The following is a 25365-nucleotide window of genomic DNA, read 5'->3' on the forward strand; positions in this document are numbered from 1 at the left end:
AAACCAGCCTCGCCTGTTGCCGGCGCAGATTGCACCATTCGTGGTCCAGCGCATCGGCCTGACTCAGACCCGGCGACTGGCCCTCACCGCGGCACGCTTCGATGGCAATCAGGCGCGACGAATGGGCCTGGTGCACTTTGTCGAACATGACCCGCAAGCATTGGCCGAACGCCTCGATGAAGTGTTGGCGCATGTGTTGTGTTGTGCGCCGGGAGCGAATGCGGCGACTAAAAAGCTGTTGCTGGCGAGTGCCGTGCAGCCCTCAAGTGAGCTGTTGGATGAAGCGGCCGAGTGGTTCAGCGATGCGGTCACCGGGGCTGAAGGCGTTGAGGGGACGATGGCTTTCGTGCAGAAGCGAAAACCGGGGTGGGCCATTTAAAGGCTTCGCGGGCAAGCCTCGCTCCTACAGGTCGAGTGATATCCCGTAGGAGCGAGGCTTGCCCGCGAAGAGGCCCAGACATTCACCGCAAACCGAAAGGGAAAACCCAATGCCCGGATTCACAAAATCCTCATCGCCAACCGCGGTGAAATCGCCTGCCGCATCCAGCGCACCGCCCAGGCCTTGGGCTACCGCACCGTTGCCGTGTTCAGCGATGCCGATGCCGATGCGCTGCATGTGCAAATGGCCGACGAATCCGTACATGTCGGTCCGGCTGTGGTGCAACAGTCTTACCTGAACATCCCGGCGATCATCGATGCGGCCCGCCTGACCTGCGCGGACGCGATCCATCCGGGTTACGGTTTTCTCTCGGAAAACGCCGGATTCGCCCGCGCCTGCGAGCACGCCGGCATCACCTTCATCGGTCCCAGCCCCGAAGCCATCGAACTGATGGGCAGCAAACGCCTGTCGAAAATCGCCATGATCAACGCCGGCATACCGTGCATCCAGGGTTATCAGGGCGCTGATCAGGATGACGCGACCCTGGCCCGCGAAGCCGAACGCATTGGTTATCCACTGATGATCAAGGCCAGTGCCGGCGGCGGTGGTCGCGGCATGCGGATGGTGCACGATGCCCGTGATTTGCTGGAGCAGATTCGCACCGCACGCTCCGAAGCCCTGCACGGTTTTGGCAGTGACGAACTGATCCTCGAACAGGCGTTGATCGAACCCAGGCATGTCGAGGTTCAACTGTTCGGCGACCAGCATGGCAACCTGATCTACCTCGGCGAGCGCGATTGTTCGATCCAGCGCCGCCATCAGAAAGTCATCGAGGAAGCACCTTGCCCGGTAATGACCGCACCATTGCGTCAGGCCATGGGTGAAGCGGCGCTCAAGGCCGGTCGCGCCGTGAACTACGTTGGTGCGGGCACCGTGGAGTTCCTGCTGGATGCACGCGGGCAGTTTTACTTTTGGAGATGAATACCCGCCTGCAAGTGGAACACCCGGTCACCGAACTGATCACCGGCCTGGACCTGGTGGCCTGGCAACTGAACATCGCCGAAGGCCAACCGCTGCCGCTACGTCAGGAGCAGGTGCAACTCAACGGTCATGCCATGGAGGTGCGCTTGTATGCCGAAGACCCGGCCCAGGGTTTTCTACCCCAACCGGGCGTATCACGGCGTGGGAACCGGCGCTGCAAAGTGGCGTGCGGGTCGATGATGGCTTGATCGAAGGCGGACATATCAGCCCCTTTTACGATCCGATGCTAGGCAAAATCATCGCCCATGGCGCCACCCGCGAAGAAGCCCGACGCAAGTTGCTGCGTGCGGTGCAGGACAGCGTGCTGCTGGGAGTGCAGAGCAACCAGCGACTGCTCGCCAGCCTGCTGCAACATTCGCAATTCATCAGCGGCGTATTCAGCACCGGATTCATTGCACAGCATTTCGCTGACCATCCGTGCCTGCACCCTTATGTGCCCAGTGCAGAAGAACTGGCCATTGCTGCCGCCCTGCTTTATCAAGCCTCGGCCCGGGCGCACCGCGGCCCGCTGGCGGGTTGGCGCAACAACGCCAGTGTGCCGCTGCACTATCGTCTGGGTCTGGAAGATCAGGAGTGGTTGGTTGAGTTGAACGCCGTGCCGGGCGAGGTTTACCGGATTCAAGTCGCCAATCGCAGCCTTGAACTGAAGATCATCGAGTGCGACGGACGCTGGGCCACCCTGGAACTCGACGGCATCCGTCAACGCCATGCCTGGCGCCTGCAATCCGGGCAAATCTGCCTGTTTACCCGTCCGGGCAGCCTACGCCTGACGGACCGGACCCAGGCCCTGGTCAGCAGCCAGAACAATGTCAACTCTGGCACCCTCAAGGCGCCGATGGATGGCGCAATTGTCGACGTGCTGGTCAGCGAGGGCAGCCCGGTCAGCAAGGGTCAATTGCTGCTGGTGCTGGAGGCCATGAAAATGGAGCACCCGCTCAAATCAGGCATCGACGGCGTCCTCAAGCGCTTGCAGGTCCGGGTCGGCGATCAAGTGAAAATCGTCAGATTCTGTTGGAGGTCGAATAAGCCGCTAGGCGGAACTGCCGGGTTTGGCTACGCTCAAAACCTATCAGGACGCGGATACCAGGAACCCTGCAATGCCTCAATGGCTGGTCATTGATCTGGAAGCCACCACCGATGAGGGTGGTTGGCCAGTAACGGAAATGGAAATAATCGAAATCGGCGCCACCCTGGTGGACCGCAAAGGGCGCGAAGTGGATCACTTCCAGTGCTTTGTGCGGCCATTGCGGCGGCCGCTGTTGACGCCGTTTTGTCGGCAATTGACGCACATCACCCAGGCCGACGTCGATTTGGCGCCGACGCTGAGCGAGATCTGGCCGTCATTCGAACAATGGCTCGGGCAGCATCATGCGCAACTGGAGGGGTGGGTCAGCTGGGGCGATTACGATCGCCAGCAGCTCATTCAGGAATGGCAGCATCTGCAAATCGATAGCGTCTTGAGCCGTACACCGCACATCAACCTCAAACAGCGCTTTGCCAAGGCCCGTCGCCTGGACCGCCCGCTGGGGCTCAATGGCGCGCTGCAAATGGCTGGCCTGCAATTTACCGGTCAGCAACACCGTGCGCTGGAAGATGCGCGCAATACAGCGCGACTGTTACCGCAGATTCTTCCCCCTTTGGAGAGGTGACGACATCGGCCCCTTGTGCATACTGACCGGCCCTTTTTAGCCCTTTTCGAGGAATCGCCCATGTTTAAAGTCAACGAGTACTTCGACGGCACCGTCAAGTCGATCGCCTTTGGCACCGCTGAAGGTCCGGCGACCATCGGCGTCATGGCTGCGGGCGAATATGAATTCGGTACCAGCCAGCGTGAAATCATGCATGTGGTGTCCGGCGCACTGACTGTCAAACTGCCGGACAGCAACGACTGGGAAACCTTCACCGCCGGCAGCCAGTTCAACGTGCCAGCCAACAGCAAATTCCAGCTGAAAGTGGCCGTCGACACGGCCTACCTGTGCGAATACCGCGGCTAAAACCCTGGGTTTTCACAGCGACAAAAAAATGCCCGTGTTTTTGAAAACACGGGCATTTTTTATTTCAAAGGCAGTTATTCAAGGATGGTCACCGGCATGCCGACCTGGAGAGTGCCGTGACCGTCATTGACCAGATTTTGGCCAAACATCGCTCCGTCCTCCTGCGCCCGGTAATTCTGCAATGTCGCGAACGGTTCGCGATCTGCGCTGCGTTCGCCGGTTTGCGGGTCGATGGTAGTCAGAATGCAACGTGCGCAGGACTTGACCACGCGGAACTCGACATCGCCGATGCGGATGCGCTTCCAGCTATCTTCGGCAAATGCGTCACTGCCTTCGATCACCAGGTTTGGTCGAAATCGCAGCATTTCCAGTGGTCGACCGACCCGTTGCGACAGATCCTCCAGAGACGCCTGACCGATCAGCAACAGGGGGAAGCCATCGGCGAATGCCACCTGATCGTCGTCCTTGCCATAACCGGCCTGGGTAGTCCGTGCCCGATCCAGTGGCACTTGCACCAAACGCGTCGGTTTGCCAATGAATTCACTGACCCAGGCTCCCGCCGCGTCGCCAGCATCCGGCACACGCAACGTGTCGCGCCAGATGGTCACGCCGCGCAGTTCGGCGTCGCTGCCGGGCAAAGCGATATCGATCGGTGAGTGGCCCGCAGCATTGAGGGTCAGGCCGCCATCAGCATTCCACAACGCTGACAGCTGGCTCATCTGCGCCACCGCCCGCTGGGTCAGGAAGCGCCCGCTGGCCTCGTCCACCAGCATCCAGCGTCGATCACCGTCCAATCCCAGTTTGTCGAGGCCGACCTGCTGCAAGGTCTCGCCCTTGCCGGATTTCAACGGATAACGATAAAGCGCGCTCAGACGCAGCATGGCCAGCTCCCTGGTGGGTAAAAAACGCCACCCTATACGAGCTTGATCGCCGAATCAAAGAGCAGAATCCTGACCGTGCCCCCTTGTAGGAGCTGTCGAGTGCAACGAGGCTGCGATCTTTTGATTTTCAAGGGCAACATCAAAAGATCGCAGCCTGCGGCAGCTCCTACAGAGCAATCAAGCCTACTTTACGCCGGGACCTCATCGAGCATCAGGCGCTGGCGAACCACGTCGACCAGTTTGTCCGGCTGGAACTTGGAGAGGAAGTTGTCGCAACCGACCTTCTTGACCATCGAGTCGTTGAAACTGCCAGACAACGACGTGTGCAGCACCACATAAAGGCCACGCAAACGCGGGTCGTTGCGAATTTCCGTGGTCAGGCGATAGCCATCCATCTCCGGCATTTCCGCGTCGGTGAAGACCATCAGCAGCTTGTCGGTCATGTTCACGCCAGTATCGGCCCAGGCCTTGAGCATGTTCAGCGCCTTCAATCCATCACTGGCAATGTGCATTTTCACACCCAACTGACCGAGCGTGTCGCGTAATTGCGTCAAGGCCACATTGGAGTCATCCACCAATAGCACTTCACGGCCACGGGCACGCTCCAGCACCGGGTCGGCAAGTTTTTCGCGGGACACCTTGGCGTTGTAAGGGACGATTTCAGCCAGGACTTTTTCCACGTCGATGATCTCCACCAACTGATCGTCGACCTTGCTGATGGCAGTCAGATAGTGCTGGCGACCGGCGCTGGTCGGCGGCGGCAGAATCGCTTCCCAGTTCATGTTGACGATTCGGTCCACGCCACCGACCAGGAACGCCTGCACGGAACGGTTGTACTCGGTGACGATAATTGTACTGTTCGGGCCCGGCACCAGGGGACGCATGCCAATCGCCTGGGACAGGTCAATCACCGGCAGGGTCTGACCACGCAAGTTGACGACGCCGCAAACGAACGGATGGCGCTGCGGCATCAAGGTCAGTTTTGGCAGTTGCAGGACTTCCTGCACTTTAAATACGTTGATTGCGAACAATTGTCGTCCGGCCAGTCGGAACATGAGAATTTCCAGGCGATTCTCACCTACCAGTTGCGTACGTTGGTCTACCGTATCGAGAATGCCGGCCATCAATGACTCCTGGGCTTGTACTGATGAATTCACTAATAGGAGGTTATCGGCTGCTTTTGCCAGACCTTGACCCATACAAAATGCAACGCGCAAACATTGATGTCACATTAGCATCATGATTTACTGGCGTTGTGAATTCATCTGCTATTCTCTGCGACGCGACGATTGTTTACGCGACAAGTTCCGATACGTAAGGGATTCCCCTAGCAACAATCAGGCACAACCTGATGTTCGCAATATCTAATAGCCATTAATGTGACGCCATTCTCATTGCATGAATGGAGTCAGGCTTTTGTGTGCGATCGAAGGTCAGTGGCCATCCACCCTCTCAAGTAGGTCCCAAGTCCGGACTCAAATCGACCGGAACACGATCTCACGACGAAACGGTTTCGTCAGGACGCCCATCGTCCTTGTCGACACACACGACATCCCCTCATGTGTCCTGAAGTTGCGGAGATAAGCATGCCGAACAATCGCAAAGAGTGGGCAAAGTGGATTCCGGAATTTCTGATCGAAGCCGAATCACTCCTGGCCAAGACCGAGGAATGCCTGAGTCATCTGCAACTGATCAGCAATGACAAGGACGCCATCGACTGCATGCTCAGCACCCTCCTCAAACTGGCCAGCAAGGCGGACGCCCTTGCACTGGCAGCCGTTTCGGAGTTTTCGCTGCATATTCATGGCTTGCTCAACCACGCGCAAAATCACATGGAGCTGCACGACGAAGCCTTGGGTGCGCTGAAAGACTGCCTTACACTGATCGCCTGGCAACTTGAGCTGATCGACCAGAACACCGGCCAACTGAGCCTCGATGAAAGCGAGCAGACGACTTTGATAGAAGCCTTTGCCTTCCAGGTCGGCCAAAGTCAGTTTCAACCACCGCTTAATTCCAAACCGTTCTCACTCGTTCCCTATCTGGAGCGGCAGGCTTAGATCGAGGAAACCGTGTCGTAATCCACATTTATTGCTTTGAGTGCGCAGTAACTTTTACGCATTCATGTCGCAATTGAATATTGCATATCCATAAACGACAAAGGCGAATAAACAACGCTTCCTTCATGCCATTGCATGCTGTCTCGACCAGGGTTTTGCCTGGGTATTGAAAGACAAAGACCCATGGATAATCGACCCTCTCAGCCGACGCTTACCCACTTGTTCCAACGTGGATTTAGTATCCGGATCGGCCTTGCTTCCTGACTCCCACGACGTATATCCCATCCGCGACCAACGGTACCTTAAGTGGTATTATGCCGCCCATTAGTTGGCATCAATTAATGGCAGTATGACTGCCACGGCTACTGCCAGAGCAAGTTCCAGGATGGATTTCTTATACAAAAACTGAGCACTATTGACGTCGTTGTACAACATTATAAAACAGAGGCCAGTCAGCCACATGACCGGCCTTCCCGCAGCGAACATCCATTGGCTCCATCCGCTATGTACGCCAGCCTCAAGTCAATCGCCACGTGGCCACCTTCACGAGAAAACGCGCGTCGGTTCACGCTTTTGTTATGCGTCTGCTCAACGCTCGGCAGCCTGCTGATCTATTGCCTGTCCACTCATCTTCCGCTGAGTCTGCTGGCGCTTAACATTGCTGCCTTGGGCTGTGTCTGGGTGCAATATCGCCTGTCACGCAAGTCGATCAAATTTCAGCCGCAGGAACTGGCCGATCGCTTGCTCCAGGTCCAGGAAAACGAACGTCACCGCCTCAGCCGGGAACTGCATGACGACATCGGCCAATTGCTGACCGCAGCCAAACTTCAAAGTGACTGGCTCAAACGCCGAATGCCGGAAGAACTCCAAGGGCAATGTTCTGTGCTTTGCGACACCCTGGAAGAGACTCTCGCCAAAGTCCGCGACGTATCGGCCATCCTCAATCCCCGACAGTTGACCAGCCTTGGACTGGAAGCCAGTCTGCGTGCACATTTACTCAAGACGCTGACCAACACCTCCGTGCACTGGAGTCTGGAATGCCATCAACGCCTGACCGGGATACCGGAAGAAACGGCCGTGGCGGCCTATCGCATTACCCAGGAGGCGGTCACCAACATTCTGCGCCATTCCCAAGCAAAGAATCTGCTGGTCTGCCTGCAGCGTTTGCCACAGGGCCTGACACTATCGATCAGTGACGACGGTCAGGGTTTCGCGCCAGCCACAGACCCTGGTCGTGAAGGACAGCGCGGGATGGCCGGGATGTCGGAGCGCATCAATCAGCTGGGCGGCACACTGACCGTTACCAGCGAACCGGGCAAAGGCACTCAAATCGAAGCTCTCTTCCCGTGGGCACCTCGCGCGCTCGAACGGGCCAGTACGAATAAGGTTATGCATTGACTTGTAACTTACTTCTGGTGGACGACCACTCGCTGATCAGGGCTGGCGTGCGCGCCCTGGTGCTGGACCTTCCTGGCTACGCGGTCATCGGCGAGGCCAATGACGGCTCGCAGTTGCTGGCAATGGTCGAGCATTTGTCCCCGGATATCGTGCTGCTGGATATTTCCATGAAGCAGACCGGCGGCCTGGAAGCCTTGCAGCAACTCAAACGGGTCCGACCGCAGAGCAAAGTATTGATCCTGTCGATGCACACCGACCCGGCACTCATCATGCAGGCACTGGAATCCGGGGCTCATGGCTATCTGCTCAAGGACACCACGGCCACCGAACTGGAACATGCGCTGGAAGCCTTGCGTAACAACGAACGCTACCTGAGCCCGGCCATTGCCCATACCGTCATCACCCAGGCGCTGACCCGAACCCAGAAATCCCCCGAACCCGCAGACTCGCACAACCTGACGGCGCGTCAGCTGGAAATCCTGCGTTTAATTGTTCGCGGCAAATCCACCCGGGAAATCGCCAACGGCCTGGGCCTGAGCGTCAAGACCGTGGAAACCCATCGCTCGCAGATCATGAAGCGCTTACAGATCTATGATGTTGCTGGCCTGGTGTTGTTCGCCGTACGCGAGCAGATCATCAGCCTGGATGACTGACAGGTCCCGTCGCACTTAGCAGCGGCGAGCCTTCGGGCAAATGCACCAGAAGTGCCGCCGGCCGCGTCGAGAACCGCAGACTGTCACCCTCCAGCGGTTCGCCATCGAGGTTGATGTAGAGGCCTTCGCAAACCTTGATCTCGACCCACGGCAGGCGCGCCCGCACGAACAGGTTATCGATACCGAAGCCACCGGCCAGCAAGTTTTTCAAGGTGCCAACCACTTCCTGCGGGGCTGGCAAAATGCTGATATCGAGCAAACCATCGTCGGCCAGTGCCTGCGGGCACAAAACATGTCCGCCACCCGCCTGCCGGCCATTACCGATACCCAGTGCCAACAGTTCTCCACTCCAGTGAAAATCCGGCCCCTGCAACTCGCCATACGCGGCGTGCAACTCACTGAAGCGTGACAAGCCAGTGAACAGATAAGCTGCTCCGCCGAGGACTTTTTTCAGCTCCTCGGAGGTATTGGCCGTGACCTTGCTGCCAAAACCGCCCGTGGCCATGTTCAGAAATACCTGCCCTGCGACTTCCCCCAGATCAATCGCGCTCGGTTTTACGTCCAGTAGATCTAGAGCCTGCGCAGGTTCCAGAGGAACACCGGCGGCGCTCGCAAAATCGTTGGCGGTTCCCAGTGGCATTAGTACCAGACTCGCCCCCGGCGAATGCGCGGCCATGGTCTCGGCAATATCACGCAGGGTGCCGTCACCGCCCCCGGCGATGATCTGCCTGTAGCCAGCAGCCAGCGCTTCCTCCACCAGCCGCTGTGCGTCGCCAGCCTCCCAGGTCAATCGAACGGCCAGCTCCCAACCTTGTTCGCGCCTGCTTTCGACGGCAGCGCGAACTGCCTCGTTGAGCGCCTGCTTACCATGCAGAATCAACAGCGCCTTGCGATCGCTCATTTGTTGTCACTCCCGGGACTGAATGGCGTATGGGAGATGTTGACCGCGTCACACCAGATAAAAGCCGCAATAAATCGAATTATTTTGAGGCGGAAGGTCTTGAGTCCTACATGGCGGGAATTTTCTTACAAAACGTGAGGAATCGGCTCAATTGACCACAAAGCGGTATTGGTACACCTTGGCGTCTACGGTTTCAGTCATCAGCAGGACAAACACAAGGACGTGCAATGCATAGTCATGACCTCAGGCTACCGGTAGCTCCGGTCGCACTGCTCGCAGAGAAACGGACTAATTATCAGGCTGAAATCAAAAACGAAAAGACCAATGGAGAAGTCGATATGGAATCTCGCGTTGTTGAACTGGAGACACACCTCAAGTACATACGAAGAGACATGGAAGAGGTTCGCAGTGACATCAGATCCATCAAGCACAGGCTCGCCTATGCGGCTGGCGGAACCGCCGTACTGCTCGGCCTCCTAGGTTGGATCGCCAATAGCCGTTTCGACCAGCTCGTGACGCTGCTACTGGCTCACTGATCGGTCGTGAAAGCTAAACCCGGTCGTATCAACCGGGCGAGCATGGCAAAAAGGCTACAAAGGTCAGCTCAGCACTTCACTCAGGGGAATGAAGTGCACGTAGTCACCCGCAACAAGCGTTCTATTCTCCAGTACTTCAACCAGTCCATCGGCCCAGGCGGCACTACGCAACACACCGGAACTCTGATTTTTGTAGATAATTGCCCGTCCACCTTCCAGACGACCGCGCAAGTACTCACGTCGATTTCCCGCTATGGGCCAGTCAAACCCTGCCGGCACTTGCACCTTCAGCGGCTCCACCTGTTTGACGCCCTGACGACGCAAAAGATAGGGCCTGGCCAACAAGGCGAAGGTCACCAGGGTAGACGCCGGATTGCCAGGCAGGCCAATAACCGGTACGCCGCAAAAATGCCCGAATGTCAGCGGTTTTCCGGGTTTGATGGCTAGTTTCCATAGGCTCAACTCCCCTTCTTCCCGCAAGGCAATGCCCAGAAAATCAGCCTCACCCACCGATACACCACCGGTAGAAAGAATCAGATCGACATTCTTCAACTCGCCAAGTCGGGCACGCGTGGTGACCAGATCATCAGGAAGAATGCCAGCGTCGATCACTTCACAACCCAAACGCTGCAACCAACTGCAGAGCAAAACACGATTGCTGTTATAGATCTGTCCTGGCCCAAGGGCCTGCCCTGGTTCGATCAACTCATCGCCGGTCGAAAGAACTGCAACGCGAACCTTGCGAATCACGTCCAGTTCGGCACAACCAAGCGAGGCAACCAGACCTTGTTCAATCGGCCCCAAACGCGTACCCGCCGGCAAAATCAGTTCACCGACCGTGGCTTCCTGGCCTTGCGGGCGAATGTTTTGTCCGATGGTGATGGTTTCGGTGAAACGTACTCGCTCATCCGCCTGAACGTCGGCGTTTTCCTGCATTTCCACACAATCGGCCCCTGCAGGAACAGGTGCCCCGGTGAAGATTCGTGCGCAGGTGCCCGGCTTCAAGGCGTCAGGTGCCTGCCCGGCAAAAATCTTCTGGCTGACGACTAGCGGCTCTCCGGTCCAATCGGCCATACGCAAGGCATAACCGTCCATGGCACTGTTGGGCCATGGTGGCAGATCAAGCGTCGATACCAGATCATCGGCCAGCACCCGCCCCTGGACCTGCGCCAACGGCAAGCGCTCACGTTCGGCAATCCTTGAGGCGTCAGCCATTTCCACTAACCGTGCCAGCGCCACCTCGACAGGCATCAGGCTGCCAGTCTTGCCCGGCCTACCCACGGGATTCACAGGGAGCCGCCTGTTTTAGATGTGGCACGAAATTGCATGGTCGATGGCGCGAATCCAACTGCTCGGCAAGAATGCCGTCCCAACCGGTGCGCACAGCATTGGTCGAACCCGGCAAACAGCAGACCAACGTGCCATTGGCCAGACCCGCCAAGGCGCGGGACTGAACAGTCGACGTGCCGATGTCCGCCACCGAAATCTGCCGGAACAGTTCGCCGAATCCATCGACTTGCTTGTCAAGCAAGCAACTCACCGCTTCCGGCGTGCTATCGCGCCCTGTAAAACCTGTGCCGCCAGTAATCAGCACCACCTGCACGACATCTTCGGCAATCCAGCTAGCGACTTGCGCGCGAATTTTGTAGAGATCATCTTTAAGCAAAACCCGGGAAGCCAGGTTATGGCCGGCAGCTGTCAAGCGGTCGACGAAGACCTGGCCTGAGGTATCGGTTTCAAGGGTGCGGGTGTCGCTGACTGTCAGTACCGCGATGTTGAGCGGTGCGAAAGGTACATCAGCCTTGGCTTTCATAGGCTCGTCCAGTTGTAGGAGAAACAGCCCGGTGTTATATCACAGCGCCCCATTTTTTCGTCGCCTCCATGGAGACTCGCCATGACCTCGAATTTGGATTTGCCACCTTGTTCCATTCTCCTCCTGGCAGGCGGTCGCGGCCAACGCATGGGCGGTCAGGATAAAGGGTTGGTGGAATGGCACGGCGAACCGCTGATTGCACATTTGTATCGCAAGACGCGCCTGTTGAGCGATGACCTGATCATCTCCTGCAACCGCAATCTGGAAAAATACGCGCCTTACGCCGACCAATTGGTTCACGACGACGAAGGTGATTTTCCCGGGCCATTGGCCGGCATCCGTGCAGGGCTGAAGGCCGCTCGCCATCCCCACCTGCTGGTCTTGCCTTGCGATGTACCGCGCATCGATGAGGCACTGATCGCCAGCATGCGCGAAACCGCCAGCCAACACCTGGACAAACCGTTGATGCTGCGCCACGACGACCACTGGGAACCTTTGCTGTGTGTAATCCCCGTGGCACTTCGCGCCGAATTCGAAAGCGCCTGGAACAACGGTGAGCGCAGTCCGGGGCGAGTCATGCGCAAGCTGGGCGCAACTGCGCTACAGTGCCCTGACAACGACCCGCGCCTGGCCAACCTCAACACACCGGAACTGTTAAGCACACACAACTCTGTGTCAGACTGAAAGTACCCGAGGAACTTGCACGCGCTGCATACGTCTCAAGCTCAGTAACCAAAAGAATTAATTTTCGGAGACACCCCATGACTCAACGGACCCTGACCGCCTTCATGCTCGCACTGGGCCTTGCTGCCCTCGCCGGTTGCGCATCGCCTGCAGTGATCACCTTGAATGACGGTCGCGAAATCCAGGCCGTCGACACGCCAAAGTACGACAAGGATTCGGGCTTCTACGAATTCGAACAACTGGATGGCAAGCAGACCCGCATCAACAAGGATCAGGTTCGCACTGTTAAAGAGTTGTAATCTGAGCGGCGACTACCGGACACAAAAATGCCCCGATTTATCGGGGCATTTGCTTTTCTGAAAATCGAAAATAAAAAAAGTATCTGTTAAGGGTTTGGCTCGTTGTTCAGTTTATCCACGCGTGCCAGCGCTTGCGTGGCCTCGGTGATGCACTTCCTGTCGTCATCGGCAGCTCTGGCCGCTTCCGCGCTGGCCTGCATTCGCTTGATGTCCATGGTGGTATTTTCAGACGTGGCTGGCAGGCTGCTAACTTTGTCCCTGAGCTCCTGGAGCTTGATCGTGCACAGGTCGTGGTCTGCGCCAAACACGGGCGAGGCCACTACTGCAGCGCAAATGAACATTCCAGCGAAAACGGTACGTTTCATGGTATCTCCTTGCACGGAAGCTCTCGGAGCCGCCGAACGATCCGGCCGTGCCGAGTTCTTTGTACGCCACGTTCGTGGGGCCTGTTCAAATGACTGCAAACCTGCGCATAAATTCGATCTTTTCTAACAACGTCATGAACAGGACGATAACCCTCTTGATTACCATTGCAGGGTGATCGTGCTCTCGAACTCCCGTTCCTGCCCGGTGACCGGGTCCACAAACTTCAGCCCCTGGGCCAACAGTTTCAAAGGATTGGCGTAATCATCCTCCACATCCTTGAGTACATGAGGATAAAACGGGTCGTTGCAAATGCTCGCGCCTAACGCTGTCATGTGTACCCGCAGCTGATGTTTCTTGCCCGTCACCGGGTAAAGGCCGTAACGCCAGAGATCACCATTCTTCTCCCTGACCTCGACAGCCGTTTCGGTATTAGGGGTGCCCGGCCCTTCCTGCATACGAAAGAAAGGCTCGCCATCAACGAGTCGGCTTTTGTGCACCAACGGAAACGAGAGCTCGGGTAATGCCCGGGCAATGGCCTCATAACGTTTTTCGATTTGCCGCGAAGGAAACAGCGACTGATACGCCGAGCGGCTTTGAGGGTTGGCTGAAAACAAAACCAGTCCCGCCGTATGCCGGTCTATGCGATGCAGTGGCACCAGGTGCGGGTTGTCCAAACGACGGATCAGCCGTCTCAGCAAGGTCTGTTCGACGTATTCACCCGCCGGGGTCACTGGCAGGAAATGAGGCTTGTCCGCCACCACCAGATGTTCGTCCGCGTACAGGATCGACTCGATTACCGGGATCGGCCTTTCGTCCGGCACCTCCCGAAAATAGTGAATGCGCAGACCTTCCTTGTAGGGCAGATCAAGGGCGATTGGCGCACCTTGTCCGTCGAGAACACGGCCACGGGCGATTCGGTCCAGCCATTGCTCGCGACCGATGGCGCTGAAATGTTCGCACAGGCAATCGAAAACGGTCTGCCACGAGCCAGGCGGCAAGTAGAGCGTGCTGGCCTGACTGTGTGCAGCGGAAAAAGATGAACTCGACATACGAAAGCTCTAAACCTCAATGCAGAGCGGCATTATCCAACAGCGGCGCAAACGAACCCAGCGGAGAATCTTCATGCCGGAATCTGCCTGCGCGCCGCCGCCTCGGTGTACTCCTTGAGCCAGCGCAGTACGTCGACCGCCTCCCAGCGACTCGAGTCATACAGCGCATACAACAAGCCCTGATAGCCCACGACATCCAGTTGCCGGTGATAACCCGCGCGCTGGAACAAGGCTTCGATTTCAGCGAAACAGGTATTGAAATGCAGTTTGTTGAAAGGTGTCTTCCCTTCCGTTACCAGCCCATCCAGACGCAATTCGAGAACAGCCTCGCGTACCACGTCCGCCGACATCCGGTTCACGCTGCTCTTCAGTTGCTCGACATTGACCACGATTCACTCCCTCTCACGCCCGGACACGCCTGCTCAACCCTGAGCCTAGGGACAGCAGTGCAGCAATCCGAAATAACTGTATGCGCATACAGTATCCGAATCGTAACGGATAAGCCAAGGGATCAATCGCAAAGTTCGACCGGCGGGCACCCCGCCATCGCCAAAAACCGTTTAACGCAGGAAGGCCACGACGTCGTCGGATCCGAACGGCCAGCCCAGCTCGGCCCCGTATCGACCCGACGTAATACCGGAATACGCAGACTGTAGGCCTGAAACCATGTTTCTTCGTCAGCGATGTCCACCAGTTCCACCAGCAGGCCGCGCTCGACAAACTCCATCAGCATGGCTTCGGCCACTTCACAGAGATGGCACCCCAAGGTGCCGAACAGCTGACATTCAGGAGGCATGAGCGCTCAACCAAAAAAATTTAAGACTATTCTAGGCCTGCCCCGAAAAACCGTCGAGCGCCCGGGCAAGCCATAGCGGCAATCACCAGTAGCGCCAGACTGCAAATTAGTCCTGGCTGACAGCACCGATCTTGTGGACCGACAAATCCGCACCGTAATACTCTTCTTCCTGGCTCAGACGCAGACCATGGAACGCCTTGATCGCGCCATATACCGCGAAGCCACCGGCCAATGCCACGATCACTCCCAGCGTCGTGCCGATCAACTGGCTGATCAGGCTCACCCCGCCCAGCCCACCCAGTGCACTCTGGCCGAAAACTCCACAGGCAATCCCGCCCACACACCACACAGACCGTGCAACGGCCAGACACCCAGCACATCATCGATGTGCCATTTGCCTTGAGCGGCGGTAAAGCACCAGACAAACAATGCCCCGGCAATGGCCCCAGTCACCAGTGCGCCCACCGGGTGCATCAAGTCGGAGCCGGCACAGATCGCCACCAACCCGGCCAGCGGACCGTTGTGCAGAAAGCCCGGGTCATTGCGCCCGACAATCAAGGCCGCCACAGTGCCACCGACCATGGCCATCAGCGAATTCACTGCCACCAGTCCGCTGACGCCTTGCAGGGTTTGCGCGCTCATCACGTTGAAACCGAACCAGCCGACGATCAGGATCCACGACCCCAACGCCAGAAACGGAATGCTCGACGGCGCGAATGCCACCAGGCGCCCTTCGCGGTATCGACCATTGCGCGGCCCCAGCAGCAACACCGCCGCCAGCGCCAGCCAGCCGCCCATGGCATGGACCACCACGGAACCGGCAAAATCATGGAAGCTGGCGCCGAAGCGTTCCAGCAACCAGGCTTGCAAACCAAGGTTTCCGTTCCAGATCATGCCTTCGAAGAAGGGATAGACGAACGCCACGATCAGTGCTGTCGCGCACAGTTGCGGCACGAATCGCGCACGCTCGGCGATGCCTCCAGAAATGATCGCCGGGATCGCCGCAGCAAAAGTCAGTAAAAAGAAAAATTTGACCAGCCCATAACCGTGATCGGCATTGATCACCGCCGCTGGTTGCATGAAGGTCACCCCGTAGGAAATCCAATAGCCTATAAAGAAGTAAGCGAGGGTAGAAACGGCGAAGTCGCTGAGGATCTTCGACAGCGCATTGACCTGGTTTTTTTGCCGAACCGTACCGACTTCGAGAAAGGCAAAACCGGCGTGCATGGCCAGTACCATGACCGCACCGATCAGGATGAACAACGTATTGGAGCTATGGACCAGACTGTCCACAGCGCTTTGCAGATTTTCCATGGATGAGGCAGACCTTAAGGCTGAAAAAAGCACCAAAGCAGTTCGTGCGGGCAATCCATGCACCAAGTTGTGACGCACTGAATCGAGCGCGTCACTCCCGATGAACCGCTTTGGCGCACAGTATTCGTCAAGGCCGATCACGACCGGGACATTTGCTCGGGTTTTGTTTGTTTGAATTAATGTTTTCGGCAAATCATGCCCAGCAACAGCGCAATAGCGCAGGCTGGCGCACCACGACACAGCAAAAGTTGTACCAGTCATTTGTACTGAACCTTCACACAAGGCTCATACTCGAACGTTTCAGACGCCACCTATGGAGATCACCAATGGCCAGCATCAAGGCAAAGACTGCTCAAGAAATCCTGATGAACGATTTTCAGACACTGGTCAGCGACACAGAACGGTTGCTGGAACATACGGCTTCCCTGGCCGGCGATCAGGCCGACGAGTTGCGCGAGCAGATCCACGACAGCTTGCTGCGTGCACGGGAAACCTTGAAGCTGACCGAAGATTCCCTGCGCGAGCGCGGCAAGGCTGCCGTCACTGCCACCGAGGATTATGTCCAGGCCAACCCATGGCAATCGGTCGGCATTGCCGCTGGCGTGGGTTTCCTTATCGGCCTGTTGGCAACCCGGCGCTGATTATGTCGATCGATGAATTCGGCTCGTCCACGACGGGCGCAAGTACCTCATCGCGGCGACTGGGTGCGGCCGTTCTTGGATTGCTGCACAGCCATGTCGAACTGTTCGGCATCGAATTGCAGGAACAAAAGGCCCGCACCGTAAGCCTGCTGCTGTTTGCAGGCCTGGCACTGGTGTTTGCCCTGCTGTTGCTGGTGGGGTTGTCGACGCTGGTTATGATCCTGTTTTGGGACACCTATCGTCTCGCGGCCATCATCGGCCTTTGCGTGTTCTATACCTTGGCGGCGATCTTCTGCGGCATTCGCCTGAGAGCGGCGATTTTCGATGAGTCCTCACCCTTCCATGGCACTCTGGAAGAACTGGCCAACGATCGGGAGCGCCTGCTGCCATGAACCTGCCTGAACTGCCTCGCAACAGCTCGCGCACGGAAATGCGCAAGATGTTGATTCGCCTGCGCATGGAAATGCATCGACAGGAAATCCGCCACGAATCCGCACAACTACTGCAACCCTTGCAGCGTGTTCGCGCGATGACGCAAAACCTGCACGACGGCCTCGGCATCAAGCACGCTCCACTCTGGGGCGTGGCGGCGGTAACCCTGCTGGGCTTTCTGACCGGCAAGGGCGCCAAGGGCGCAGGTGTCAGCAGCCTGACCCGACTGGTTCGGCTTGGCACCACGCTAGGGCCACTGATCAAACTCGTTATGCAAGGCTCCTCGCGCAAACCCTAAGCTGTCACTTTCTGGCTACATTCTTGCAATACCCACGGGATGAACCTCTTTATCGAGGGGTTCGATCCTGCGTGCCTATGTCGGTCGCCAGGCTTTATCCAAAACAAGATCCACTAAGGAGGCCTTGTGATTGACGGGCAACCGCTCGCCTGTTTTCAGCCGTTCATCGATACCGCTACCGGACGGATTGCGGGTGTCGAGGCGCTGGGTCGACTGCGTCAGGCAGACGGTCAGTTGGCATCGGTGGGCCCCTTGTTCGCCGACCCGCGCACAAGCGCCGCGGCCCTGCGTCGCCTGGATCGCCAACTGCGTGATAACGCGTTGAGTCGCCTGCATGAGGCGCCCTGCGACTGGTTTCTCAGCCTGAACATTTCTCCGCGCTGGATCAGTCGCTTGGGCCCGGACAAGCCGCTGCCAAGCCTCAAGCAACTGAACAAGTACGGTGTCGACCCAAAGCGAATCGTCTTCGAGATCACCGAACTGCGTGGTGATATCCAGCGCCTGGCTCAAGTTGTGGCGCGTTACCGTTTAGCCGGCGCACGAATCGCAATCGATGATTTCGGTGCCGGTTATTCCCAGCTCGATCGCGTGCTGGCGCTGCAACCGGACATTCTCAAACTCGACATGCGTTTGTTTCAGGCGGCGGCACTGGGCGGACCAAGTAGCGATGTGGTCAAAGCCTTGGCGCAAATGGCGGAAAAAACCGGTTGCTGGATCATCGCCGAAGGCGTGGAAACCGACGCTCAGCTTAATTTTGCGTTGGAGTGCGGTTCACGCTACGTGCAGGGTTTCCTGTTCGCCGGGGCACAAGAAGATTTCTTTTGCGCCGGTGCATTCGTCGAGCATTTTGCACAACTGCGTCAGCGCTATGTGAAGCAGAAACTGGCCGAACGCGGTCGTCTGATGATCATGCGTCAGCAACTCAGCGAACTGATGGCGATCCTGCAAGCCTGGGCGCAGGCTCGCGCCCCGCTCAGTGCCTTGCCTCAACTCGACGCCTTTCCCTGGCTGTTGCGCTTCTATCAATGCGACCGTCAGGGCACCCAGCTGACGCCGAACCTGGAATGGCGCAACAACGGCTGGGTCGCCGACAATCGCTACCTTGGCCATAACTGGTCATGGCGCCCGTATTTTTATCAATTGCTGGCCGAAGGCGGGGATGAACGGCGCCTGACGCTCTCCAGCACTTATCGCGATGCCACGAGCAATCAGTACTGCCTCACCGCCGGGCAATTTTTCGACAATGGCGAACGCTTGCTACTTATCGATATTGATGCCGTCGGGTTCTAGGGGGTTCTCAATTAATTAGTTCCACTTGCAGGTCCCGGCGCGAACCGGGAAGCTAGGGACTCTAGTCACCCGACGGAGAGAAACCGCCTTGGATTGGCACACCCTGCTCACCCGCGAACGCCTCGGAAAGCCTCTGCACAGCCCGCAAGAACTTGGCCGCAGTCCTTTTCACAAAGATCATGACCGCATCATTTTCTCGGGAGCGTTTCGTCGTCTCGGGCGCAAGACCCAGGTGCATCCGGTCTCCAGCAACGACCATATCCACACACGTCTGACTCACTCGCTGGAAGTCAGCTGCGTCGGCCGTTCGTTGGGCATGCGCGTCGGTGAGACCATCCGCAGCGCCCTCCCTGACTGGTGCGAGCCCAGCGACCTGGGGATGGTGGTGCAATCGGCTTGCCTGGCCCATGACATCGGTAATCCTCCGTTCGGCCACTCCGGCGAGGATGCGATTCGTCACTGGTTCCAGCAAGCCGCCGGTCGTGGCTGGCTGGATGCAATGAGTGAGGCAGAGCGCGATGACTTCCTCAATTTCGAAGGCAACGCCCAAGGCTTTCGGGTACTGACTCAGCTGGAGTACCACCAGTTCGATGGCGGCACGCGACTGACCTACGCCACCCTCGGTACTTATCTGAAGTACCCCTGGACGGCCAAGCATGCCGATTCGCTGGGGTACAAGAAACACAAGTTCGGCTGCTACCAGAGCGAATTGCCGCTGCTGGAACAGATCGCCCAGAAACTCGGCCTGCCACAACTCGAAGAACAGCGCTGGGCACGTCACCCGCTGGTGTACCTGATGGAGGCTGCCGATGACATCTGCTACGCGTTGATCGACCTCGAAGACGGCCTGGAAATGGCGTTACTGGAATACGCTGAAGTCGAATCCCTGCTGCTGGACCTGGTGGGTGATGATCTGCCGGAAACCTATAGGCAGCTTGGTCCCGGGGATTCTCGCCGACGCAAACTGGCCATCCTGCGCGGCAAAGCCATTGAGCACCTGACCAATGCTGCAGCCCGTGCCTTTGTCGAGCAGCAAGACACATTGCTGGCCGGTACGCTGTCGGGCGATCTGGTGGAACACATGCACGGCCCGGCCAAACGTTGCGTCCTGAATGCAAAAGACATGGCCCGTAAAAAAATCTTCCAGGACAAACGCAAGACCCTGCACGAAATCGGCGCCTACACCACGCTGGAAATCCTGCTCAACGCCTTCTGTGGCGCAGCCCTGGAACAACACAACGGTCGAACGCCATCCTTCAAGAGTCGTCGGGTGCTCGACCTGCTGGGCAACAATGCACCCGATCCGCATGGCTCGTTACACACGTCATTTCTGCGAATGATCGATTTCATCGCCGGCATGACGGACAGCTACGCCAGCGACATGGCGCTGGAAATGACGGGACGTTCCAGTTACTGACGAGCACCGGTTAATCAGCCATTACGCCACCTGTAATGGCCGATCCCCCCCATAAAAACCAAGTACATTCAACGCTCGCTGAATTTCCCTACAGCTGGTGTCGAGTGAACTGATCGATAACCCCATATTGACGCGAAACAATCACGTCCACTGGGTTCAATGAAAGCAGCGTGAATAATATGAATAAAGACAATCTGCGCATCTTGTTGGTGGAAGACCATCCGTTTCAGCTCCGGGCAACCCAATATCTGCTCGAGAGTTATGGTTTTACCCGGTTGACCACAACCGACAGTGCCCAAGGCGCCCTGCAACAAATGCTTGGTGCTGAACAACCTTTCGATATTCTTTTGTGCGATCAATGTCTACCCGACATCTGCGGGATTGATTTGGTCAAATTCGCCAGTCGCCATGGGATGATCAAACAAGCAATCCTTTTAAGTAGCCTCACACCCGCTGAACTGGATGGCTTGAAAACATTGCAAGCATTCATGACCTTCCATTACTTGGCTATTTGGTCAAACCATTGAAACAGGCTGAGTTCATGAAACTGCTGACCACAACGCCACGAAAGCAGTTATAAAAACCAGTCGAAAAACGATAAAAAACCTCCAAACGAAGCCATCGAAACAGCAACTAAATAAAAATAACTATCATTCACCCATATAAAAAATCTAGTTCAAGCGTAAGCCTATTCTCTTTCGCTTGTAGGAACATTCCTATATTGCTGCTACGGGTACGTCCGTTCATACGTCCACTCAATTATCTGAGCTAAGGTGCGCGCTTTATTTCAGCTCGCATGGGATTTGATTATGAACTCCGTTTTTATTGTCGACGATCACCCCGTCATCCGCCTTGCCGTTCGCATGCTGCTTGAACACGAAGGCTACAAAGTCGTCGGTGAAACTGACAATGGGGTCGACGCCATGCAGATGGTTCGCGAATGCATGCCCGACCTGGTCATTCTCGACATCAGCATTCCCAAATTGGACGGTCTGGAAGTTCTGGCCCGTTTCAACGCAATGAGTACTCCACTGAAAACTCTGGTACTCACCGCACAATGCCCAACACTTTTGGTATTCGGTGCATGCAATCCGGTGCTTCAGGGTATGTCTGTAAACAGGAGGATCTCAGCGAACTGGTCAGCGCTATCAAAGCAGTATTGTCTGGTTACAACTACTTTCCAAGCGAGGCGTTGAATCCGGTTCGTGGCGACGAAGCGCGATGTGCCGAACTGGAGCTATTCAAATCTGTCAACGACCGGGAGCTGATGGTATTGCAACTCTTTGCACAAGGTCGTACCAACAAGGAAATTGCCAAAGGCATGTTTCTGAGCAACAAGACTGTCAGCACTTATAAAAAACGTCTCATGCAAAAACTCAAGGCCCAGTCATTGGTTGAACTCATCGAAATGGCAAAACGTAACGCATTAGTGTGAGAGACAGGATGCCCAGCCGTTTAACGGATTATCTGATACTGGTGGCCGTGGGCCTATGCCTGAGTACCTCATTGCTCGCAGCGCAGAGCAGTGAAAACTACGCCTTGCTGAGCCGCTCGACGGCCGGGCACCTGGAAGTACAACTGGATAAATCACAACGCCAGTGGCTCAAGAATAGACAAGAGCTGATTCTTGGCACCTCCGCGCCAGATTATCCGCCCTTCGACCTGACCCTCAGCGGCCACGACTATGAAGGTTTCACAGCCGATTACGCGGGTATCCTCGGCCAGAACACCGGTTTACCCATCAGGGTTCAGCGTTTCGCATCCCGAGGAGCAGCCATTGAAGCGCTTGAAAAAGGTGAAGTCGACCTGCTCGGTACCGCCAATGGATTCGAGGCACGCAATGCCGAAATTGTACTGTCCAGGCCCTACGCCGTGGATCAACCGGTCCTGGTGACCCGTGAAGGTGAAACCCGATCCCTGACCGATGGCCTTGCCGGCATGCGACTGAGCATGGTTTATCACTACTTGCCGCTGGAGGAGGTAAAGACTCTGTATCCGAAGGCCATCATCACGTCCTACCCGTCCTATCAGAATGCGATCAATGCTGTTGCCTTCGATCAGGCTGACGTGTTCCTCGGCGATACCATTTCCACCCACTACATGATCAACAAGGGCTACCTGAACAACATCCGCATGGCCAACTTCGGCAAACACGAAGCCCACGGTTTCAGTTTTGCGGTGCACAAGAACAATCCGGAGTTGCTCGGCATCATCAATGCGATGCTATTGGCCATCCCCACCAGTGTTCGAGAAAACATCGCCAAACGCTGGAGCGCTGGCAGTGACATTCTGCTCACCGATCACAACCTGGAGCTCAGTTACAGCGAGGAACGCTGGCTGGCTCAACATCCGGTAGTCCGCGTGGTGGTCAATGAGGCGTTCGCGCCGCTCACGTTTTTCGACAGCGCCGGCAACTTTCGTGGCGTTGCCGCGGATTTGCTTGAGCTCATCAGATTACGCACCGGCTTGCGCTTCGACATCCAGCGCAGCCGCAGCGATAGCGAAATGATCCAGCGAATCAAGAGTGACCAGGCTGACCTGATCGCTGCACTGCTCCCCAGCGCACAACGGGACACCTTGCTGAATTTCAGCCGCCCATACCTGCAAAATTCCTATGTCCTGATGACACGCAAGGCCGCAGACAGCCCGACCAATCTTACGCAGCTTCAAGGCAAACGCCTGGCTATTGCCCAGGGACATCCGCTGATCGCGTATCTGCGTAGCGAGTTTCCGCGGGTGAAGCTCATCGAAACTCCGGACACGTTCAGCGCCGTGGAGATGCTGGCCGAGGGTCAGGCAGAAGGCACGGTGAACTCATTGGTGATTGCCAACTACTTCATTTCATCGCGACTCTTCGAACACACCCTTCAGATCAGTACCACCATCGGCACCGAGCAGGCAGCCTTTTCCCTGGCCACCAGTCGGGAGGCCAAGGAACTCCATGACATCCTCAACAAGGCGCTATTGAGCATCGCGCCCGAGGAGCTGGGCATCATCAACAGCCGTTGGCGGGGCTTTTCGGCGTCATCGCAAAGCACCTGGCGCAACTATCAGCGGCTGTTCTATCAAATCGTCTTCGGTGCCGGAGCGCTGTTACTGATTTCCGGGGCCTGGAACGCTTATATGCGTCGCCAGATCAATCAACGCAAGAGAGCCGAGCGCGCATTGAGCGATCAATTCGAGTTCATGCGTTCGCTGGTCAATGGCACGCCTCACCCGATTTATGTGCGTGATCGTCAGGGTCTGCTGCAAAGCTGCAATGACAGTTACCTGCAAGCCTTCAGCGCCAAACGCGAAGATGTCATCGGCAAAAGTGTCATCCAGGGCACCCTGAGCAATGCCTTCGAAGCCCAGGAATATCAGGCAGACTATCAGCGCGTAGTGGCCGAGGGCCGACCGCTGATTCTCGACCGTCCGATGCACATTGGTGGCCGTCGGTTGACGATCTACCACTGGATTCTTCCCTACCGTGACTCAAGCGGTGAAGTGCAAGGCATCATCGGTGGCTGGATCGACATCAGCGAACGCCGGCAGCTGTTCGATGATCTGCGCTGCGCGAAAGAGCGTGCCGATGAAGCCAACCGCGCCAAAAGCACGTTTCTGGCCACCATGAGCCATGAAATCCGCACGCCAATGAACGCGGTCATCGGCATGCTCGAACTCACGCTCAAGCGTATCGAACACCAACACCCGGATCGTCCCGCCATCGATGTGGCGTACAACTCGGCGAAGGATCTGCTGGAACTGATTGGCGACATTCTCGATATCGCGCGCATCGAATCCGGGCACCTGAGCCTGAGCCCGGAACGTGTCAATCCGCGAGAAATCGTGGCGTCCGTGATACGGATTTTCGACGGGTTGGCCCGGCAGAAAGAACTTGAACTTCAGCTGGATTTCAACCCGGTCTATCCCCCCATCGATGTCCTGCTCGATCCGATGCGCTTCAAGCAGGTGCTGTCAAACCTGGTCAGCAACGCCATCAAGTTTACCGAACAGGGCCGAGTCAGGATTACCGTCGACTTGCGCCCGACCACCGAACCCGATCAAGTGCGGATGCAGTTGCAGGTCGAGGACAGCGGCATCGGGATCAGCGCACAGGATCAACAACGCCTGTTCGAGCCCTTCGCTCAGGCCGATAACGTCGGGCAAACGGCCCGGGGTGGCGCCGGGCTTGGCCTGGTGATCAGCCGCAGCCTGTGCGAAATGATGGGCGGTAGCCTGCAATTGACCAGTCAGCCGGGTGTCGGTACGCACGTAACGATGTCGCTGCTTCTTTCCACACTGCCAGGTGAGTCCCGAGTGGAAAAAACTGAAACACCGATACGCGCCGCCATCGCCCCGTTGAATGTTCTGGTGGTCGATGATCATGCGGCCAATCGCTTACTCATGTGTCAGCAGCTGGAGTTTCTGGGCCATCGATTCAGTGTCGCATCTGATGGTCAGGCAGGATTCGAGACGTGGAAAGCCGACGTGTTCGATCTGGTGATCGCCGATTGCAACATGCCGGTCATGAATGGATATGAGCTGGTCCGCGCCATCCGCCTACACGAAAAACAAACGCAGCAGCCGCCGTGTACCGTTCTGGGTTTTACCGCCAACGCACAACCGGAAGAAATTCAACGCTGCAAGCACGCCGGGATGAATGACTGCCTGTTCAAACCCCTGACTTTGACTGCCCTGAGCCAATGGGTTGAAGGCCTGGCACCGACCTCACTCACACCAGCCTTCAGCCTGGAAGGGCTTCAGCAGTTGACCGGTGGCAACCCGGTATTGAACCAGCGCTTGTTGACTGAACTGCTCAACAGCAACCGACAGGACCGCCAAGGGTTACTGGCGCTTTGCGGCTCCACGGACCCACAGGCATTCCTGGATATCGCCCATAAAATCAAGGGTGCCGCCCGAATCGCTCAGGCCACTCGATTGATCGACAGCTGCGAGGCGCTGGAAATCTCCTGCCGCGACCAATTCCATCCCGAAAAAGTCGCTGAATGCTGTGCAGCAGTGGAGCGCGCCCTGCTGGAACTGGACCAGGCATTGCTGCAACAAATCGGGCACAACGACGAAAGCAGGATGACAGAGGCTTAACTATGCTTTGACGCTGAGCAGTGTGTTAACCATCACGGAGT

At 56.9% G+C, this 25365-nt stretch carries 24 protein-coding genes and 5 pseudogenes; 18 read left to right on the forward strand and 11 right to left on the reverse strand.

What is annotated here, in order from left to right; translation table 11 throughout:
• Positions 1 to 379, forward strand: a 379-nt coding sequence (locus CES87_RS25260; RefSeq protein WP_256591083.1) for an enoyl-CoA hydratase-related protein, incomplete at its 5' end; no start/stop codon positions are given.
• A gap of 24 nt (positions 380 to 403) precedes the next feature.
• On the opposite strand, the gene CES87_RS33620 is transcribed toward CES87_RS25260, so the two are convergent.
• The gene (locus CES87_RS33620; protein ID WP_256591085.1) at positions 404 to 643 is read right to left on the reverse strand and encodes a hypothetical protein; all 240 of its coding nucleotides are present in this window, start codon (positions 641 to 643) and stop codon (positions 404 to 406) included.
• Between CES87_RS33620 and CES87_RS25265 the strand changes: the two are divergent.
• The 3 genes and pseudogenes from CES87_RS25265 to CES87_RS25275 form a co-directional block, all read left to right on the forward strand.
• Positions 530 to 2417, forward strand: a pseudogene (locus CES87_RS25265) (biotin carboxylase N-terminal domain-containing protein); the annotation flags it as partial. The gene CES87_RS33620 and the pseudogene CES87_RS25265 sit on opposite strands and share 114 nt — an antisense overlap.
• Before the next feature lie 100 nt (positions 2418 to 2517).
• Positions 2518 to 3069: an exonuclease domain-containing protein gene (locus tag CES87_RS25270; RefSeq protein WP_128608259.1), complete on the forward strand. Its 552-nt coding sequence runs from the start codon at positions 2518 to 2520 to the stop codon at positions 3067 to 3069.
• A 60-nt stretch (positions 3070 to 3129) separates the two neighbouring features.
• Complete coding sequence (locus tag CES87_RS25275) at positions 3130 to 3414, forward strand: pyrimidine/purine nucleoside phosphorylase (protein ID WP_128608260.1); 285 nt, start codon at positions 3130 to 3132, stop codon at positions 3412 to 3414.
• Between the two features lie 74 nt (positions 3415 to 3488).
• On the opposite strand, the gene CES87_RS25280 is transcribed toward CES87_RS25275, so the two are convergent.
• Complete coding sequence (locus tag CES87_RS25280; RefSeq protein ID WP_128608261.1) at positions 3489 to 4295, reverse strand: MOSC domain-containing protein; 807 nt, start codon at positions 4293 to 4295, stop codon at positions 3489 to 3491.
• Positions 4296 to 4483: 188 nt separating this feature from the next.
• On the reverse strand, positions 4484 to 5419 hold the full coding sequence (locus CES87_RS25285; protein ID WP_128608262.1) for a chemotaxis protein CheV: 936 nt from the start codon (positions 5417 to 5419) through the stop codon (positions 4484 to 4486).
• A gap of 462 nt (positions 5420 to 5881) precedes the next feature.
• Here CES87_RS25285 and CES87_RS25290 point away from each other — a divergent pair, with 462 nt between their 5' ends.
• From CES87_RS25290 to CES87_RS25300, 3 genes are all read left to right on the forward strand, one after another.
• Complete coding sequence (locus CES87_RS25290; protein ID WP_128608263.1) at positions 5882 to 6352, forward strand: hypothetical protein; 471 nt, start codon at positions 5882 to 5884, stop codon at positions 6350 to 6352.
• A 504-nt stretch (positions 6353 to 6856) separates the two neighbouring features.
• The gene (locus CES87_RS25295; protein ID WP_128608355.1) at positions 6857 to 7750 is read left to right on the forward strand and encodes a sensor histidine kinase; all 894 of its coding nucleotides are present in this window, start codon (positions 6857 to 6859) and stop codon (positions 7748 to 7750) included.
• Complete coding sequence (locus CES87_RS25300; RefSeq protein WP_128608264.1) at positions 7747 to 8403, forward strand: response regulator transcription factor; 657 nt, start codon at positions 7747 to 7749, stop codon at positions 8401 to 8403. Before CES87_RS25295 ends, CES87_RS25300 begins: the two co-directional genes overlap by 4 nt.
• On the opposite strand, the gene yegS is transcribed toward CES87_RS25300, so the two are convergent.
• On the reverse strand, positions 8387 to 9304 hold the full coding sequence (yegS, locus tag CES87_RS25305) for a lipid kinase YegS (RefSeq protein WP_128608265.1): 918 nt from the start codon (positions 9302 to 9304) through the stop codon (positions 8387 to 8389). The two genes, CES87_RS25300 and yegS, sit on opposite strands and share 17 nt — an antisense overlap.
• A gap of 227 nt (positions 9305 to 9531) precedes the next feature.
• Between yegS and CES87_RS25310 the strand changes: the two genes are divergently transcribed.
• On the forward strand, positions 9532 to 9840 hold the full coding sequence (locus CES87_RS25310) for a hypothetical protein (protein ID WP_128608266.1): 309 nt from the start codon (positions 9532 to 9534) through the stop codon (positions 9838 to 9840).
• Between the two features lie 63 nt (positions 9841 to 9903).
• Here CES87_RS25310 and glp read toward each other — a convergent pair whose 3' ends face one another.
• Positions 9904 to 11130, reverse strand: a complete 1227-nt coding sequence (gene glp, locus CES87_RS25315; protein WP_128608267.1) for a gephyrin-like molybdotransferase Glp — start codon at positions 11128 to 11130, stop codon at positions 9904 to 9906.
• A complete protein-coding gene (moaB, locus tag CES87_RS25320) occupies positions 11114 to 11653 on the reverse strand; it encodes a molybdenum cofactor biosynthesis protein B (RefSeq protein WP_128608268.1) in 540 nt (179 codons plus the stop codon). The genes glp and moaB overlap by 17 nt, the downstream gene beginning before the upstream one ends.
• An 81-nt stretch (positions 11654 to 11734) precedes the next feature.
• Between moaB and mobA the strand changes: the two genes are divergently transcribed.
• Positions 11735 to 12337, forward strand: a complete 603-nt coding sequence (gene mobA, locus CES87_RS25325; protein ID WP_128608269.1) for a molybdenum cofactor guanylyltransferase MobA — start codon at positions 11735 to 11737, stop codon at positions 12335 to 12337.
• Positions 12338 to 12414: 77 nt separating this feature from the next.
• Positions 12415 to 12636, forward strand: a complete 222-nt coding sequence (locus tag CES87_RS25330) for a YgdI/YgdR family lipoprotein (RefSeq protein ID WP_128608270.1) — start codon at positions 12415 to 12417, stop codon at positions 12634 to 12636.
• A gap of 86 nt (positions 12637 to 12722) precedes the next feature.
• Here CES87_RS25330 and CES87_RS25335 read toward each other — a convergent pair whose 3' ends face one another.
• The 5 genes and pseudogenes from CES87_RS25335 to CES87_RS25355 all read right to left on the reverse strand — a co-directional run bounded on the left by CES87_RS25335 (position 12723) and on the right by CES87_RS25355 (position 16161).
• The gene (locus CES87_RS25335) at positions 12723 to 13001 is read right to left on the reverse strand and encodes a hypothetical protein (protein ID WP_128608271.1); all 279 of its coding nucleotides are present in this window, start codon (positions 12999 to 13001) and stop codon (positions 12723 to 12725) included.
• Positions 13002 to 13160: 159 nt separating this feature from the next.
• The gene (locus CES87_RS25340; RefSeq protein ID WP_128608272.1) at positions 13161 to 14051 is read right to left on the reverse strand and encodes a pseudouridine synthase; all 891 of its coding nucleotides are present in this window, start codon (positions 14049 to 14051) and stop codon (positions 13161 to 13163) included.
• Between the two features lie 71 nt (positions 14052 to 14122).
• The gene (locus tag CES87_RS25345; protein WP_128608273.1) at positions 14123 to 14440 is read right to left on the reverse strand and encodes a transcriptional regulator; all 318 of its coding nucleotides are present in this window, start codon (positions 14438 to 14440) and stop codon (positions 14123 to 14125) included.
• A 171-nt stretch (positions 14441 to 14611) separates the two neighbouring features.
• A pseudogene (locus CES87_RS25350) lies at positions 14612 to 14847 on the reverse strand (glutaredoxin family protein).
• Between the two features lie 106 nt (positions 14848 to 14953).
• Positions 14954 to 16161: pseudogene (locus CES87_RS25355) on the reverse strand (ammonium transporter).
• 326 nt (positions 16162 to 16487) lie between these two features.
• On the opposite strand from CES87_RS25355, the gene CES87_RS25360 reads away from it, so the two are divergent.
• From CES87_RS25360 to CES87_RS25395, 8 genes and pseudogenes are all read left to right on the forward strand, one after another.
• Entirely contained in the window at positions 16488 to 16802 is a 315-nt protein-coding gene (locus CES87_RS25360) for a YqjD family protein (RefSeq protein ID WP_077044586.1), read from the forward strand.
• A gap of 2 nt (positions 16803 to 16804) precedes the next feature.
• Positions 16805 to 17194 (forward strand): phage holin family protein, encoded by a 390-nt coding sequence (locus CES87_RS25365; protein WP_128608274.1) that lies wholly within the window; start codon positions 16805 to 16807, stop codon positions 17192 to 17194.
• Positions 17191 to 17532, forward strand: a complete 342-nt coding sequence (locus CES87_RS25370) for a hypothetical protein (protein WP_128608275.1) — start codon at positions 17191 to 17193, stop codon at positions 17530 to 17532. Before CES87_RS25365 ends, CES87_RS25370 begins: the two co-directional genes overlap by 4 nt.
• A gap of 126 nt (positions 17533 to 17658) precedes the next feature.
• A complete protein-coding gene (locus CES87_RS25375) occupies positions 17659 to 18822 on the forward strand; it encodes an EAL domain-containing protein (RefSeq protein ID WP_128608276.1) in 1164 nt (387 codons plus the stop codon).
• An 88-nt stretch (positions 18823 to 18910) separates the two neighbouring features.
• A complete protein-coding gene (locus CES87_RS25380; protein ID WP_128608277.1) occupies positions 18911 to 20239 on the forward strand; it encodes a deoxyguanosinetriphosphate triphosphohydrolase in 1329 nt (442 codons plus the stop codon).
• Positions 20240 to 20418: 179 nt separating this feature from the next.
• Positions 20419 to 20819: pseudogene (locus CES87_RS25385) on the forward strand (response regulator).
• Between the two features lie 229 nt (positions 20820 to 21048).
• Positions 21049 to 21674: pseudogene (locus CES87_RS25390) on the forward strand (response regulator).
• Between the two features lie 8 nt (positions 21675 to 21682).
• Complete coding sequence (locus CES87_RS25395; RefSeq protein ID WP_128608278.1) at positions 21683 to 25324, forward strand: transporter substrate-binding domain-containing protein; 3642 nt, start codon at positions 21683 to 21685, stop codon at positions 25322 to 25324.
• The last annotated feature ends 41 nt before the right edge of the window (positions 25325 to 25365 follow it).

The organism is Pseudomonas sp. ERMR1:02 (assembly GCF_002277815.1).
Lineage (GTDB): Bacteria > Pseudomonadota > Gammaproteobacteria > Pseudomonadales > Pseudomonadaceae > Aquipseudomonas.